13 protein-coding genes are annotated in these 14070 nt (G+C 66.6%); 7 read left to right on the forward strand and 6 right to left on the reverse strand.

The genetic code is table 11. The annotated features are described in order from the left end of the window. Nucleotides 1-175: 175 nt before the first annotated feature. On the reverse strand, nucleotides 176-625 hold the full coding sequence (locus tag ACZLIB_RS03360) for a DciA family protein (RefSeq protein ID WP_005408086.1): 450 nt from the start codon (nucleotides 623-625) through the stop codon (nucleotides 176-178). Between the two features lie 12 nt (nucleotides 626-637). On the opposite strand from ACZLIB_RS03360, the gene ACZLIB_RS03365 reads away from it, so the two are divergent. The 3 genes from ACZLIB_RS03365 (at nucleotide 638) to ACZLIB_RS03375 (ending at nucleotide 5741) form a co-directional block, all read left to right on the forward strand. Beyond that, complete coding sequence (locus ACZLIB_RS03365; RefSeq protein WP_478469173.1) at nucleotides 638-1597, forward strand: M23 family metallopeptidase; 960 nt, start codon at nucleotides 638-640, stop codon at nucleotides 1595-1597. A gap of 341 nt (nucleotides 1598-1938) precedes the next feature. Further along, nucleotides 1939-4671, forward strand: coding sequence for a preprotein translocase subunit SecA (secA, locus tag ACZLIB_RS03370; protein WP_478469175.1), 2733 nt, complete (start codon nucleotides 1939-1941; stop codon nucleotides 4669-4671). A gap of 113 nt (nucleotides 4672-4784) precedes the next feature. After that, nucleotides 4785-5741 carry a Nudix family hydrolase gene (locus ACZLIB_RS03375; protein WP_478469176.1) on the forward strand — a complete coding sequence of 319 codons (957 nt, stop codon included), beginning with the start codon at nucleotides 4785-4787 and terminating at the stop codon, nucleotides 5739-5741. A gap of 87 nt (nucleotides 5742-5828) precedes the next feature. Here the strand turns inward: ACZLIB_RS03375 and ACZLIB_RS03380 are convergent, their stop codons facing one another. Continuing rightward, complete coding sequence (locus ACZLIB_RS03380; protein ID WP_049399802.1) at nucleotides 5829-6410, reverse strand: DUF4124 domain-containing protein; 582 nt, start codon at nucleotides 6408-6410, stop codon at nucleotides 5829-5831. A gap of 40 nt (nucleotides 6411-6450) precedes the next feature. Beyond that, nucleotides 6451-7278 carry a methylenetetrahydrofolate reductase [NAD(P)H] gene (gene metF, locus ACZLIB_RS03385; RefSeq protein WP_049399801.1) on the reverse strand — a complete coding sequence of 276 codons (828 nt, stop codon included), beginning with the start codon at nucleotides 7276-7278 and terminating at the stop codon, nucleotides 6451-6453. A 203-nt stretch (nucleotides 7279-7481) separates the two neighbouring features. Between metF and ACZLIB_RS03390 the strand changes: the two genes are divergently transcribed. The 3 genes from ACZLIB_RS03390 to ACZLIB_RS03400 are packed head-to-tail and all read left to right on the forward strand — an operon-like array spanning nucleotide 7482 to nucleotide 10207. Next, complete coding sequence (locus tag ACZLIB_RS03390; RefSeq protein WP_478469177.1) at nucleotides 7482-8408, forward strand: alpha/beta fold hydrolase; 927 nt, start codon at nucleotides 7482-7484, stop codon at nucleotides 8406-8408. A 24-nt stretch (nucleotides 8409-8432) separates the two neighbouring features. Further along, nucleotides 8433-9479: a sensor histidine kinase gene (locus ACZLIB_RS03395; protein ID WP_049399837.1), complete on the forward strand. Its 1047-nt coding sequence runs from the start codon at nucleotides 8433-8435 to the stop codon at nucleotides 9477-9479. Beyond that, nucleotides 9476-10207: a LytR/AlgR family response regulator transcription factor gene (locus ACZLIB_RS03400; protein ID WP_100437887.1), complete on the forward strand. Its 732-nt coding sequence runs from the start codon at nucleotides 9476-9478 to the stop codon at nucleotides 10205-10207. Before ACZLIB_RS03395 ends, ACZLIB_RS03400 begins: the two co-directional genes overlap by 4 nt. A 47-nt stretch (nucleotides 10208-10254) precedes the next feature. Here the strand turns inward: ACZLIB_RS03400 and ACZLIB_RS03405 are convergent, their stop codons facing one another. Genes ACZLIB_RS03405 through ACZLIB_RS03415 form a run of 3 tightly spaced genes read right to left on the reverse strand, consistent with a single transcriptional unit; the run spans nucleotide 10255 to nucleotide 13366 of the window. Continuing rightward, nucleotides 10255-11547: a sensor histidine kinase gene (locus ACZLIB_RS03405; RefSeq protein ID WP_478469178.1), complete on the reverse strand. Its 1293-nt coding sequence runs from the start codon at nucleotides 11545-11547 to the stop codon at nucleotides 10255-10257. Continuing rightward, nucleotides 11544-12233 (reverse strand): response regulator transcription factor, encoded by a 690-nt coding sequence (locus ACZLIB_RS03410; protein ID WP_032129701.1) that lies wholly within the window; start codon nucleotides 12231-12233, stop codon nucleotides 11544-11546. Before ACZLIB_RS03410 ends, ACZLIB_RS03405 begins: the two co-directional genes overlap by 4 nt. Nucleotides 12234-12235: 2 nt before the next feature. Continuing rightward, entirely contained in the window at nucleotides 12236-13366 is a 1131-nt protein-coding gene (locus ACZLIB_RS03415; RefSeq protein ID WP_049399797.1) for a type 1 glutamine amidotransferase domain-containing protein, read from the reverse strand. Nucleotides 13367-13471: 105 nt separating this feature from the next. Here ACZLIB_RS03415 and ACZLIB_RS03420 point away from each other — a divergent pair, with 105 nt between their 5' ends. After that, nucleotides 13472-14029 (forward strand): DUF3228 family protein, encoded by a 558-nt coding sequence (locus tag ACZLIB_RS03420; protein WP_049399836.1) that lies wholly within the window; start codon nucleotides 13472-13474, stop codon nucleotides 14027-14029. Nucleotides 14030-14070 lie beyond the last annotated feature (41 nt).

Here is a 14070-nt window from a genome sequence, read left to right on the forward strand (position 1 = left end):
GTTCGAGGTCACGGTTTTGTGAACCTGTTGGATCGGAAGCCTGAATTTAACGTAGTTTTAACAACAATCTAACGACAGGCCCCCGGATGGCAGCTAGGATGCGACCCGGCCCCCGAAATGTTTCACGCCGTGGTGACACGCGCGACGGGGAGCGGAGCCGGATGCTCCGTTGTCGTCAGGACCGCTTCTTCGGCTTCGAAGGAACGTCCTGCAGGCAAGCCAAGGCGTCGCGTAGCCCTTTGTGCGTGGCGGCTGAAACTGCGTGGGGTCCATTCCGGTTGTCGAGCGCTGGGGAGCGCGTGGGAGTGGGAGACGCAGTCTTGATGGTCACCCTGGTGGCCTTCAGCCCGATGGAACGGGCCGCGTCGAGCAACTGGGCTTCGGCAAGCCGCAACTTGGCATGCCAGACCGGGGACTCGACGAGAAAAACGAGGTGTTCCCCGTCCACATTGGCCAGCCGGCAACGGCTGCGCAGAGGTGGCGGCAACTGGGGGCGCAACTGACGGTCCAGCGCGTCGAGCCACAAGGCACGCCGCAGCGGGTTCCCGCTTTTGTCCGCCATCACCGCATCCAGCGCCGGCTTCGGCACTGACGCGGGGCGAACGCTGGATTTCGGCTCAGACATGAAAACTCACTGATGGCATTCAAAAAGATCGTAATCAAAACGCGTGAAGGACAGGCCAAAGCGTCGCCGATCGCGCGTTTGCGGTTCTATTTCGAGGACCGCCCCCGCGCCCTGCTGGGCAGCGTGCTCGGGGTAGGCTGCATTATCGGCCTTGCCGGCGGCATTGGCGCCAGCGCGCTGAATGATTCCCGCCTGCAGGCCAAGGTCGAGCGCCAGGATGCAGAGCTGGCCAAGGTCAAGCGCGATGCGCAGACCCAGGTCAACGCGCTGGCGGCCCGCCTCGGCGAGCTGCAGGCCCAGGCCACCCGCCTCAACGCCCTCGGCGAACGGCTGACCCAGATGGGCAAGCTGGAAGACGGCGAGTTCGACTTCAACGAGACCCCTCTCGGTCTCGGTGACGGCGACGCCGGCGGCCCGACCAGCGACATCCCGGTCAAGGACGTCAACGCCGACTTACAGGTGCTGGAGCAGCGCTTCGCTGCTTCAGGCCGCCAGTTGTCGGTGATGGAATCGCTGATGTTCGACCACCAGCTGCAGCAGAACGCCGTGCCCTCGCGCATGCCGATCCGCAACAGCTACGTGACCTCCGGTTTCGGCACCCGTGCCGACCCGTTCGGCCGCGGTGCCGCCACCCACAAGGGCATGGACTTCCACGCCAGGGTCGGTGACCCGGTGATGGCCGTGGCCGAAGGCGTGGTCAGCTTCTCCGGCGTGAAGGGCGGCTACGGCAACGTGGTCGACGTCGACCACGGTAACGGCTACGTCACCCGCTACGCGCACAATTCGCGCCTTGTGGTGAAGGTCGGCGACCTGGTCCGTGCCGGGCAGGAAGTGGCCAAGGCCGGTTCCACCGGTCGTTCGACCGGCGCCCACGTGCACTTCGAGGTGTGGGAGAACGGCAACGTGGTCAACCCGCGCAAGTTCCTCGGCGACGGCGGCAACACGCCGGTCGGCCGCGTCAGCCGCGGCTGATGCCCCATTGGGGTGCCGGCTGCCGTCGGCACTACCGCCCCCGGAGTACGGGGGCAGCGCCGTAGGCGCGGGGGTGTGGAGGCGAGGTAAGCGGGGCCCACGGTTCGCGCAGCGAAGCGTGGGAGCGCCAGCGCGCATGCGCTGACGCGTACCCGGCCAGCGGCCGGCACTACCGGGAGTGTTCGGATGCCATTGCCGCCAAAGGGTTGAAACCCCTTACGGCCGTCCCAAGCTACAATGGGTGTTGCCATCGACAGGGCGCCAGGCGCCCTGTTTCGTTTGCGGCGGACGGATCCCAAGGGGGAGGCCGGGCGTCGTGTCCATCCAACCCGGTTCCTTCAATGATCAACAGCCTGCTTACCCGCGTATTTGGCAGTCGTAACGAACGACAGCTGCGCCAGCTCAACCGCATCGTCGCCAAGATCAATGCGCTGGAGCCGGAGATCGAGAAGCTTTCCGACGAGCAGCTTCAGGCCAAGACGCCGGAGTTCAAGCAGCGCATCGCCGACGGTGAAGCCCTGGACAAGGTGCTGCCGGAAGCGTTCGCGGTCTGCCGCGAAGCCGGTCGCCGCGTGCTGGGCATGCGCCACTACGACGTGCAGCTGATCGGCGGCATGGTGCTCCACCTGGGCAAGATCGCAGAAATGCGCACCGGTGAAGGCAAGACCCTGGTGGCGACCCTGCCGGTGTACCTCAACGCGCTGGAAGGCAAGGGCGTGCACGTGGTCACCGTGAACGACTACCTGGCCCGCCGCGACGCCGCGCAGATGGGCAAGCTGTACAACTGGCTGGGCCTGAGCGTGGGCGTGGTGTACCCGGGCATGCCGCACAGCGACAAGCGCGAAGCCTATGCCTCGGACATCACCTACGGCACCAACAACGAATTCGGCTTCGACTACCTGCGCGACAACATGGCGCTGTCCAAGGCCGACCGCTACCAGCGCGGCCTGCACTACGCCATCGTCGACGAAGTCGACTCCATCCTGATCGACGAAGCGCGTACCCCGCTGATCATCTCCGGACCGGCCGACGATTCCCCGGAGCTGTATATCCGCGTCAACCGCGTCGTACCGAACCTGGTCAAGCAGGAAGCGGAAGACGGCGAAGGCGACTTCTGGGTCGATGAGAAGGGCAAGCAGGTGCACCTGTCCGAAGCGGGCATGGAGCACGCCGAGCAGCTGCTGGTCGAGGCCGGCATCCTCGACGGCGAGACCGAAGGCCTGTACGCGCCGCAGAACCTGACCGTGGTCCACCACCTGAACGCCGCGCTGCGCGCGCACGCGATCTACCAGCGTGACGTGGATTACATCGTGCGCGATGGCGAAGTGGTCATCGTCGATGAGTTCACTGGCCGCACCCTGTCCGGTCGCCGCTGGTCCGATGGCCTGCACCAGGCGGTGGAAGCGAAGGAAGGCGTGCCGGTCCAGCGCGAGAACCAGACGCTGGCGAGCATCACCTTCCAGAACCTGTTCCGCATGTACAAGAAGCTGTCCGGCATGACCGGTACGGCCGATACCGAAGCCTTCGAGTTCCAGAGCATCTACGGCCTGGAAGTGGTGGTGATCCCGACCAACCGCCCGACCATCCGCAAGGACAGCCCGGACCAGGTGTTCCTGATCCGCAAGGGCAAGTTCAATGCGGTGCTGGCCGACATCGAAGAGTGCGCCAAGCGCGGCCAGCCGGTGCTGGTGGGTACCACCTCGATCGAAACCTCGGAAATGCTGTCCGAGCACCTGCGCAAGGCCGGCGTGAAGCACGAAGTGCTCAACGCCAAGCAGCATGACCGCGAAGCGACCATCGTCGCCAATGCCGGTCGTCCGGCCGCGGTCACCATCGCCACCAACATGGCCGGTCGTGGTACCGACATCGTGCTGGGCGGTTCGCTGGAAGCGGAAATCCACGAGCTGGGCGAAGGCGCGACCGACGAACAGAAGGCCGCGGTCAAGGCCGATTGGCAGAAGCGCCACGAGGCCGTCAAGGCTGCCGGCGGCCTGCACATCGTCGGTACCGAGCGCCATGAATCGCGCCGTATCGACAACCAGCTGCGCGGCCGTTCGGGCCGCCAGGGTGACCCGGGTTCGTCCCGCTTCTACCTGTCGCTGGAAGACAACCTGATGCGCATCTTCGCCTCCGACTGGGTGCAGAAGGCCATGCGCATGATGGGCATGAAGGAAGACGACGTCATCGAAGACCGCCTGGTCAGCCGCCAGATCGAGAAGGCGCAGCGCAAGGTCGAGGCCCACAACTTCGACATCCGCAAGAACCTGCTGGACTTCGACGACGTCAACAACGACCAGCGCAAGGTGATCTACGCACAGCGCGATGAACTGCTGGACGCCGAGTCGGTGAAGGACAACGTCGACGGCATCCGCGACGACGTGATCTTCGACGTGGTGGCCCGCTTCGTGCCGCCGAACTCGATCGACGAGCAGTGGGACCTGCGTGGCCTGGAAGCGACCCTGGAGTCGGACTTCGGCCTGCAGATGTCGCTGACCGACCTGGTCAAGTCGCACGAAGAGCTGGACGCCGAAGCCATCGCCGCCAAGGTGCAGGAGCGCGTCAACCAGCACTTCGCCGAGAAGGAAGCCGGTGTCGGTGAGGAAACCATGCGCGCGCTGGAGAAGCACGTGATGCTGACCGTGCTGGACCAGAGCTGGAAGGAGCACCTGGCGCGCATGGACTACCTGCGCCAGGGCATCTACCTGCGTGGTTACGCGCAGAAGCAGCCGAAGCAGGAGTACAAGAAGGAAGCCTTCGAGCTGTTCTCGGACATGCTGGAGAACGTCAAGCGCGAAGTGGTGACCCTGCTGTCGCGCGTGCGCATCCGCAGCGACGAGGAAGTGCAGGCGCTGGAAGCAGCCGAACGCCAGCAGGCCGAAGCGCGCCTGAGCCAGTCGCAGTTCCAGCACCAGGACGTGGGCGGCTACAGCGCCGACGAGGAAGCCGCGCAGGTGCAGGCTGCCCAGCAGGGCATTGCACAGGCGCAGCGCGATGAGCCGAAGATCGGCCGCAACGATCCATGCCCGTGCGGCAGTGGCAAGAAGTACAAGCACTGCCACGGCCAGCTGAGCTGACCCCGAAGAGCCCCGCGAAAGCGGGGCTCTTTTTTCATGGCGGCTGTTTCGTGGGGCTGATCCGGCCCGATCCGAGATTGCGCGGGCCGCCCTGTTCTGGGCATGCTTCCCCCATGGCTCCCCCCACCCGATCGATCCACGTCGTGGCCGCCGTCATCACCGACGCCCGTGGCCGCGTGCTGCTCAACCGTCGTACCGAGAACCGCGACATGGCCGGCCTGTGGGAGTTCCCCGGCGGCAAGCGCGAATCCGGCGAGACCTCCGAACAGGCGTTGGTTCGCGAGCTACGCGAGGAACTGGGCATCGAAGCCGATGTCGGCGAATGGCTGATGGATGTGCCGCAGCGCTACCCGGACAAGCACCTGACCCTGGAAGTGCGCCACGTGCGCAGCTGGAAGGGGACGCCACGTGGCCGCGAGGGCCAGGCCATTACCTGGGTGGCGCCGGACAAACTGGGTCGCTATTCGATGCCACCGGCCGATCTGCCGGTGGTGGCCGCGCTGCGCCAACCCGATAGCTACCTGATCACCCCGGCGCCGGCCGATGACGCCGACGGCGTGCAGCACTGGCATGAGCAGCTGAAGCGTGTGGTGGCGGCGGGCCAGCAGCGCATCCAGCTGCGGTTGCCGACGGCACATCCGGAGCGCCAGGCGATGGTCGAACAGGCCGTGCGCGCGCACCGTCGCAGCGGGGTGCAGTGGCTGCTCAACCGCGATATCGAGCTGGCACGCGCATTGGGCGTGGGGGTGCACCTGGGCAGCGAGCAGCTGCTTGAGCTGTTGCAGCGTCCACTGCCCGAAGGCCAGCTGGTGGCCGCGTCCTGCCATGACCTGCAGCAGCTGCAGGCCGCACAGCGGTTGGGCTGCGACTTCGCCGTGCTGGGCCCGGTGCAGGCCACGGCCAGTCATCCCGATGCCGTGCCGCTGGGCTGGAACGCGTTCGCCGAGCTGCGCGCGCAGGTGTCACTGCCAATCTACGCCCTGGGCGGCATGCGCCGCGGTCACATCGCCGAAGCGCGTCGCCATGGTGGGCAGGGCATCGCCGCCATCCGCGCGCTGTGGCCGGAGTAAAGCTGCTTCGCTCGCCGGGCATGGCCCGGCGCTACCGTGTGGGATGGAGGCAGTAGATCCACGCCATGCGTGGATGGATGCTCGCGATCACAGCGTGATCCAGAAACACCCGTATTGCCGTCGCAACCCCAGCACCGTCGAAGCGCGCGACGCGCTGCCGGGCAGGGTCTGCTCCAGGCGCAGGCCGATGGGATGCCGCGCCACAGAGGCCACAGGGTCGGATCCCAACGCGGCAGGGCTCTGATCCTCATCCTGCGATTGCGGCAGCGCCTGTGACGGATACACCGGCACCACGTCCACCAGGGGCCGCCGCGCCAAGGATTCCAGCTGGCCGAGGATGCGCTGCGCGCCCGCATCGGAAACCGCGCCCCACAGATACAGTGAGGACAGCCGATTCACATCGTTGCTGACGATGCCGACGCGCAGCGCGTCCACCAGTTCACTCAGCCGCCGCGGGCAGCGTGCCCCCAGGGTGTCGCGCTGCAGGGTATTGCCGGCGGGCGCAGGCGGTGGCAACCGCGACCGCGCGCCCAGGTTGTCGCAGGGCCGGTCGGTGTAGACGCTTTGGCCCTGGGCATCGGTGCAGCGGTTCAGGCGCGTGGACTGTGCGTGGGCGGCGCTCGACAGAACGCACGGCAGCAGCAACAGCAGGAAGGAAAGCCGGATCATCCTCGCAGGGTAGCGCCGATCACGCTTGCGCGCCGTGCCTTCAGCCCTGCAGCAGCTTCAGCACCGAAGTGGTCGGCTTGGCCAGGTTCAAGGTGTAGAAGTGCAGGCCGGGTGCGCCGCCTTCGATCAGGCGCTGGCACAGCTTGGCCACCACTTCAGTGCCGAATGCACGCACCGACTCTGCATCATCGCCATAGGCCTGCATCTTGCGGCTGATCCAGCGCGGGATCTCCGCACCGCACTGTTCGGAGAAGCGGCGCAGCTGGCTGAAGTTGGCGATCGGCATGATGCCGGGCGTGATCGGTACCTGCACGCCCAGCCGCCGCACTTCGTCGACGAAATGGAAGTAGGCATCAGGGTTGAAGAAGTACTGGGTGATCGCCGCATCGGCACCGGCGTCGATCTTGGCCTTGAAATGCTTCAGGTCGGCCAGTGCGTCGGAAGCCTGCGGGTGCGTTTCGGGGTACGCGCCCACTTCGATATGGAACGCATCGCCGTGCTCGGCGCGGATGAAGTCGATCAGTTCGGCGGCATAGCGCATGTCACCGGGGAAACCCATGCCCGACGGCAGATCGCCGCGCAGCGCGACCAGGCGGCGGCAGCCGATGGCGCGATACAGCTTGAGCAGCTCGCGGATTTCCTGACGGGTGCCGCCGACGCAGGACAGATGCGGTGCGGCATCGAAGCCATGGTGCTGGTTGAGATGGCGCACGGTCTCGGAGGTATAGCTCAGGGTCGAGCCACCGGCACCGAAGGTGCACGACACGTACTCGGGGCCGTAGTCCTTCAACCTGGCCGCGGCGCGGTCCAGCTGGCTGCGCTGTTCGTCGGTCTTGGGCGGATAGAACTCGAAGCTGATGGCGGTCATGGCACGGGCGGCAGCGGCGGGTGCGGATCAGTATATCGCTTCATCAAGATGGATGTTGTCAATTTGTGCGGGTGCGCACCGTCCGTCGCCTGCGACCGTTCGCCCCGGCGATCGGCCGCTGCTCCGAAATCGCAACCCGGGTGCCGTGGCCGGCGGCACGCTGTTCCCATCCCGGCACCACCCACCTGACGAAGGAGCAGACGATGAAGATCTTCCTGGCACTCTGGTATGCAATGAAGGCCCTGGCCCGGCTGGCGATGATCGGCATGGCGATGGCCGTGCTCGGCTCCGGCTCGGCGCACGCCGCCAGCGCCCCGGCGGCGGGCAAGGTGCAGGTCGAGGTGGTCGGCAAGGGCCGCCCGCTGCTGATGATTCCCGGCCTCAACAGCAGCGCCGAGGTGTGGCGCGAGACCTGCGTGGCCCTGAAGGATGTGCAGTGCCATCTGGTGCAGCTGCCCGGCTTTGCCGGTGCGCTCGCGGCCGATCCGCGCCCGGTCGAGTTCCTGCCGGCGATGCGCGGGCAGCTGCTGGCCTACCTGCATGACCAGCATCTGGGCCCGGTGGTGGTGGTTGGCCACAGCCTCGGTGGCCTGCTGGGCCTGCAGATGGCGCAGGCCGAGCCGAAGGCGGTCAGCGCGCTGGTGGTGGTTGACGCCCTGCCATTCCTGCCGGCCGCGCGTGACCCGAAGGCCACCGCTGACAGCGTGCGGCCGATGGCCGACCGGCTGCGCAAGGGCATGCTGGCCGCCGGCGCCGCGCAATGGCAGGCGCAGTTGAAGGCGGGCCTGCCGGGGATGACCCACGATACTCAGCGCCAGGCTGAACTGGGCCGCTGGGGCGAAGACAGCGACCGCCAGACCACGGCCGATGCCATGCATGCGGTGATGACCACCGATCTGCGTGACAGCATCGCTTCGATCGCCGCACCGACGCTGGTGCTGGGCAGCTGGGCCGGCTACCAGCCGATGGGTGGCACCGAGGACGGCACCCGGGCGGTATTCCAGTCGCAGTACGCGAAACTGCAGGGCGTACAGATCGCGATGAGCGCGCAGGGTTTCCACTTCCTGATGTGGGATGATCCGCGCTGGTTGCAGGAACAGGTGCAGGCCTTCCTCGACCGCCACCACTGAGTTTCAACACGCCTCGGAATGGACATGCCGGATTCCTCCTCGACGGTACGCTTCTGGCTGCTCAATGCGCTGGTATGGGCGCTCTATGGCGTTGCCGGAATCGGCCTGCGCCAAGCCTATTTCAGCGATGCCGGAAGCGCAGGCGTGTTGATCACGCTGGGCCTGGCGTTGGCCCTGTTCGGATGCAGCGGTGCCATCCGCGCGCTGGCGCTGCGTGCAGACTGGTGGGCGCGCGGAACGGCCGGGCTGTTGCTGCGGCTGGCGCTGTCGGTGGCATTGGGCGCGGCAGTGGCGCAGCTGCTGGTGAACATCGCGCTGCACTCGGCGCTGGCCTGGAACTGGGTGAGCCTGGGGCGGCAGACGGCCGACTTCAGCCCCAAGGCGCTGCTGCTCTACTGGTACACCACTGCGGTGATGCTGGCCCTGTGGGCAGCGCTTTGGGCAAGCCTGCACAGCCTGCGCCGGATACGCGGGGCGGAACTGGCCCGCCTGCGCGCCGAAGCCGAGCGCAGTGCGCTGGAACGCGATGCGCTGCGTGCGCGGCTCAACCCGCACTTCATGTTCAATGCGCTGAACAACCTGCGTGCGCTGATCCTGGAAGATCCTGAGCGTGCGCGCGACATGGTCACCCGCCTGTCGCGCACGCTGCGCCAGGCGCTGGCGCACAACCGCAGCGAGCAGGTCACGCTGGCCGAGGAACTGGCGGTGGTCGACGACTATCTGGCCATCGAGGCCATCCATTTCGAGCAGCGCCTGCAGGTGCGGCAGCAGATCGATGCCGATGCCATGCAGGCGCAGTTGCCGGCGATGGCACTACAGCTGCTGGTGGAAAACGCGATCAAGCACGGCATCGCCAGCCGCCCCGGCGGCGGCGAGGTGCAGATCCGTGCCACGCTGGACAATGACGTGCTGCGCCTGCAGGTGGATAATCCGCTGGGCAGCGCCAACGAGCCCACCCCTGGGCATGGCGTCGGCCTGGCCTACCTGCGTGCGCAGCTCGGTACGCAAGGTCGTTTCATCCTGCAGCCGGTCGGCGACCGCATGCGGGCCCTGCTGGAGATTCCGCAATGAATGGCGTGCTGCGCGTGTTGATCGTTGATGATGCGCGGCTGGCGCGGCAGGAGCTGCGCACGCTGTTGTCGGCACTGCCCTGGGTGCAGTGCGTGGGCGAGGCCGACGACGTTCCTGCTGCGCGCGAGGCGATCGCTACACTGGCGCCGGACCTGGTGCTGCTGGATGTGCAGATGCCCTCCGGCAGTGGCTTCGATGTTCTGGATGGGCTGGAGACGGTGCCGGCGGTGATCTTCGTTACTGCCTACGACACCTACGCGGTGCGCGCGTTCCAGGCCAATGCGCTGGACTATCTGGTGAAGCCGGTCGAGGCACCGCGCTTGCTGGAAGCGTTGCAGCGGGCGCGCCAGCGCGAGGTGGTGGCAGGCGAAACGCCTGAGCCGCGCAGCACGCTGGGTGCGCAGGACCAGGTGTTCGTGCGCGAGGGCGAACGCTGCTGGTTCGTGGCGGTCTCGGAGATCCGCCGGCTGGTGGTGGATGGCAACTACACGCGACTGTGGTTCCGCGACCAGAACGCCCTGCTGACCCGCAGCCTGAGCGCGCTGGAAGCACGCCTGCCGCCGGATCTGTTCTTCCGTGCCAACCGCAACACGCTGGTCAACCTGCGCCGCATCCGAGGCGTGACGCCCAGCATCGCTGATGGTTATGACCTGGCGCTGGATGACGGCAGCGAGGTGGAGGTGTCGCGGCGGCAGGCGCGTGAACTGCGCGAGCGGATGGCGTTGTAGTTGCCGCTACAGCTCGGCACTGACGGGGCTGGACCGCCGGAGGCGCTTCATGCCTCGGCTGGCTGCCCCCTCAAGCGGGCCATCACCCCGCCACCGCCGTGCTGGATGACCAGTTCGAGCCCGTAGTGGCTGCACAGTCGCCGCATGATATCCAGGCCCAGGCCGTTGCCCTCGCTGCCATCACGCTTGTCGAATGGCCGCGGCTCGGGCCAGTTGCCAAGGAAGGGCGAAGCACCTGCCGTGTTGTGCACCAGCAGCTGAGCGTCCTGCCATGCAATCAGGACCTGGCCCTGCGCGGTATGCGCGAACGCATTGCCGACCAGATTGGCCAGGACTACGCGCAGGGCCGCCTCGGGCGCGCGCAGCGTGGCCCCGTCGGGCACGGTCAGCTGTACCTCGACCGGCCGTGCAGCCAGCAACGGAGACTGCTCGATGATCACCCGTTCCAGCAGCGGCACAAGTTTGACCGGCGGAGCGCCGTGGCTGGCGGTTTCCTCGCGAGCCAGCGCCAGCAGCGCCGCAATGGCCTGCTGCAGCTGCAGTGCCGAAAGACGGATATGCTGCACATGCTGGCGGCCACGCTCGGACAGGCCCGACTCGCTGGCCAACTGGCCTGCCGCACTGGAGATGACGCTCAAGGGTGTGCGCAGTTCGTGGCTGGCATCGCGCGTGAACGCGTGTTCGCGGGCAACGAAGGCAGCGACGCGTGCGGACAATCCATCCAGGGCGCGCGCGAGCACGCCAATCTCGTCATCGTCGAAACGTGCTGCCAGGCGCACGCCGGGGCCTGGTTCCGGCTGCAGCGCTTCAACCTCCTCGACCAGCGCATAGAGCGAGCGTGTGCTGCGATGGGCGAGCCAGATGCCGAGGAAGATCGCCGCGATCAGGACCAGCAGTGCTGTGCCGGCAAGCAGCATTACGACCCGATCGCGGATTGGCCGGACCACCAGTTGCGCACTGACCTCCGACACAAGCCAAGCAGGGCGGGCGCCGGCCGGGGGATCGATCCGCTTGAGATGGTAGTGCCGACCATCGACACCCGCGAACTCCGAGCGCCACGGTTCCTTTGCGAACTCGCTGCGCAGATCGTCGGGGAAGGTAGAGGGTGAACGATGCAGCTGGATTGCGGCATCGGCAGGTGTACGCCAGTGCCCTTCGAGCGCGTGCCGGGCGAGCTGAGCCCGTGCTTCACGGTCCAATTGGGCGTTGAAGATGCTGTCTTCCACCACATACATGAACACCAGCGAGTAGGTGCCGAATACCATGGCGGTGAACAGCGCGAAGGCTGTGAATGTGATCAGCAGTCGACGGCGCAGGTGCTGGGTGGGCCGCGGTTTCATGGCGAAGCTTCCAGACGGAAGCCGACACCGTGGACGGTGCGCAGCATCTCGCCTTCGAACGGCCTGTCCAGTACCTGCCGCAACAGGTACAGATGCGAGCGCAGCGGATCGGAAGGAGGTGCTTCATCCCCCCACAGGCGTTGAACGAGCTCGCTGCGGGTGACGGTTCGCGGCCAGGCCTCGGCCAGTACGAGCAGGATGCGCTGCGGAACCTGTGCCAGCTCCAGCAGCAATCCCGCGCGCCAGGCCTGGCCGCTGCGGCGGTCGATGCTCAGCGGCCCAATCTGCAGGAGGTTCGGTTGACCCACGCGATGGCGGCGGGCGAGGGCGAGACAGCGGGCGAGCAGCTCGGCATCGTCGAAGGGCTTGACCAGATAGTCATCCGCGCCCGCAGCGAAGCCCTGCAGCTTGTCGTCGATCGCATCGCGTGCGGTCAGCATCAGGATGGGGACGTGCCGATCACTGCACTCGCGCAACCGACGGCAGACCGTCGTACCATCGGTGCCCGGCAACCCGATGTCGAGCAGCAGCACATCCGGCGGTGACGCCAGCGCCAACTGCAGCCCGACGTGTCCGCCAGCGGCGAAATCGACCAGATGGCCATGCGCCTGCAGCATGTCGATGATGGCCGAGGCCAGCGGCAGGTTGTCTTCAATCAACAGCAGGCGCAGGCGCTCGGCGTCCATGGTCAGGGCTGCATGCGGGCCAGGAGAGCGTTAGCTTCGTCCAGACCGGGCTGCTTTTCCAGCACAGCCAGTACCTGCGAACGGGCCAGATCGGTCCGGCCCAGGCGCCAGTGCGCTTCTGCCATCGCGACCTGCAGCCTCGGCTCGTCCATATGCGGGCTGGCCAGCTGCATGATGGACAGCGCGTCGGCGGTTGCAGTGGCGTCCTTTGCTGCTTTCAGCTGGTAGAAACCCAGCATGCCGATCAGCTCGACGTGATGGTCGGACGGGCGCTGCGCCAGTATCTGCGCCGCCTGACCATCACGCTGCTGCAGGTGCTGCTCCACCAGCGCCATGCTGCGCTCATCGCGCCATGCCTGGCGTGCCAGTGGCACACGCCCGCTGGCGCGCACGAAGGCGTCAGCCAGTGCGGCGGTCGAGAACGGGTTCTGACCGGTCAGCAGGCGTCCATCGACTACGACCTTGGGCATCATCAGCGGTGCCTCCTGCCAGCGTGCGCCCAGCTCGCGCATGCGCGGTTCAAGCTGGAACGCGAATTCCTTCGCCCAACGTTTGCCGAACAGTGCTTCTTCCTCTTCCGTGAATCCGGTCATGGCGCGGCCTTCCACCATGGCCCGGCCATCGGGAAGGCGAACACCCGCCAGTGCGGCCGGACCATGGCATACCGCCGCGACCAGTCCTCCCTGCTGCCAGATTCCGGCAATCGTGGCATGCAGGGCCTTGTCGGCCGGAAGGTCGAACATGGCACCCTTGCCGCCGATCACCAGGACGCCCTGGTAGTCGCTGGCACGCAGTTGTGCAGTGGGCACGGTCGCGGCAAGCTTGCCCATGGCCTGGGAATCGGCAAGGACGGCTGCGTTGAAGGCCTCGGAGGGGTTGTACTTGTCAGCCTCGACGGCGCCGCCACGCGGACTTGCCACGTCGATGTCGAAGCCGTTCTGCTTGAGGATGAGCCAAGCCTGGGCGAATTCGTCCATCTCGAAGCCCGGACGGGTCTTCCCTTGGTCCCGGCCTTCGCTGCTGACGACGAGCAGCACGCGCGATGGTGCGGCAGACGCGGAAGATGGGGCCATGGCAGGGAGGAGAAGGACGGCCAGCAGGCCGGACAGCAGGGGGGAGCGGAAGCGGTTCATGCAGGACTCTCCGGGAGATGTGCGCGCACTGTGGCCGGCAAATGTGAAGCAGACTTCAAGCGCATCGACGGTTACCCTGAGGGCCTGTTCCCGTTCGTGCATGCCATGTCCATCGTCCTCACCGATTTCGCCCGTCCCCGCCTGTTCCCGCGCGTGCCGCGCGGCAACACCATCCAGGATTGCACTGCCGAGCAGTTCGAGGCACACCTCAATGCGCACGCGCCGCTGAAGGTGCTCGATGGCTACGCCCCGTTCTGCAAGCTGTTCGTCTACGAGAACTGGACCAGCACGCGTTGCCTGACGGTGCCGGTCACCGACGCCAACCGCCACCAGCTGCGCAGCGGCTATGAGGCGCGCAACCGCGAGGAACTGCCGGTGCTGGTGCGCTGGTTCGAGGGCGTGGAATCACCGCGCGCGAACTACCTGGTGGTAATCCTGTACAGCGCCGGGCAGCTGGCGAAGGAGGGTTCACCGATCGAAGCCGACTGGGGCATCGTCGGTTGCATCTATACCTCCGAGCCCGAGGAAGTGCCGATGGCACCGATCACCATGATGCGCAATGCACTGGGTGTGGAGGAGGGCGGTTCCGGTGTGCCGCTGGATCGCGAGGCTTACCAGCGCTCCGTCGCGTTCTGGGAGAGCAACGCCAACTGGCGGCCGTGAGCCCACGCTGCGGCCGGACAGTCGGCATGTGAACAGGGAAG

The sequence above is a fragment of the Stenotrophomonas sp. 220_Sma genome (assembly GCF_056487375.1).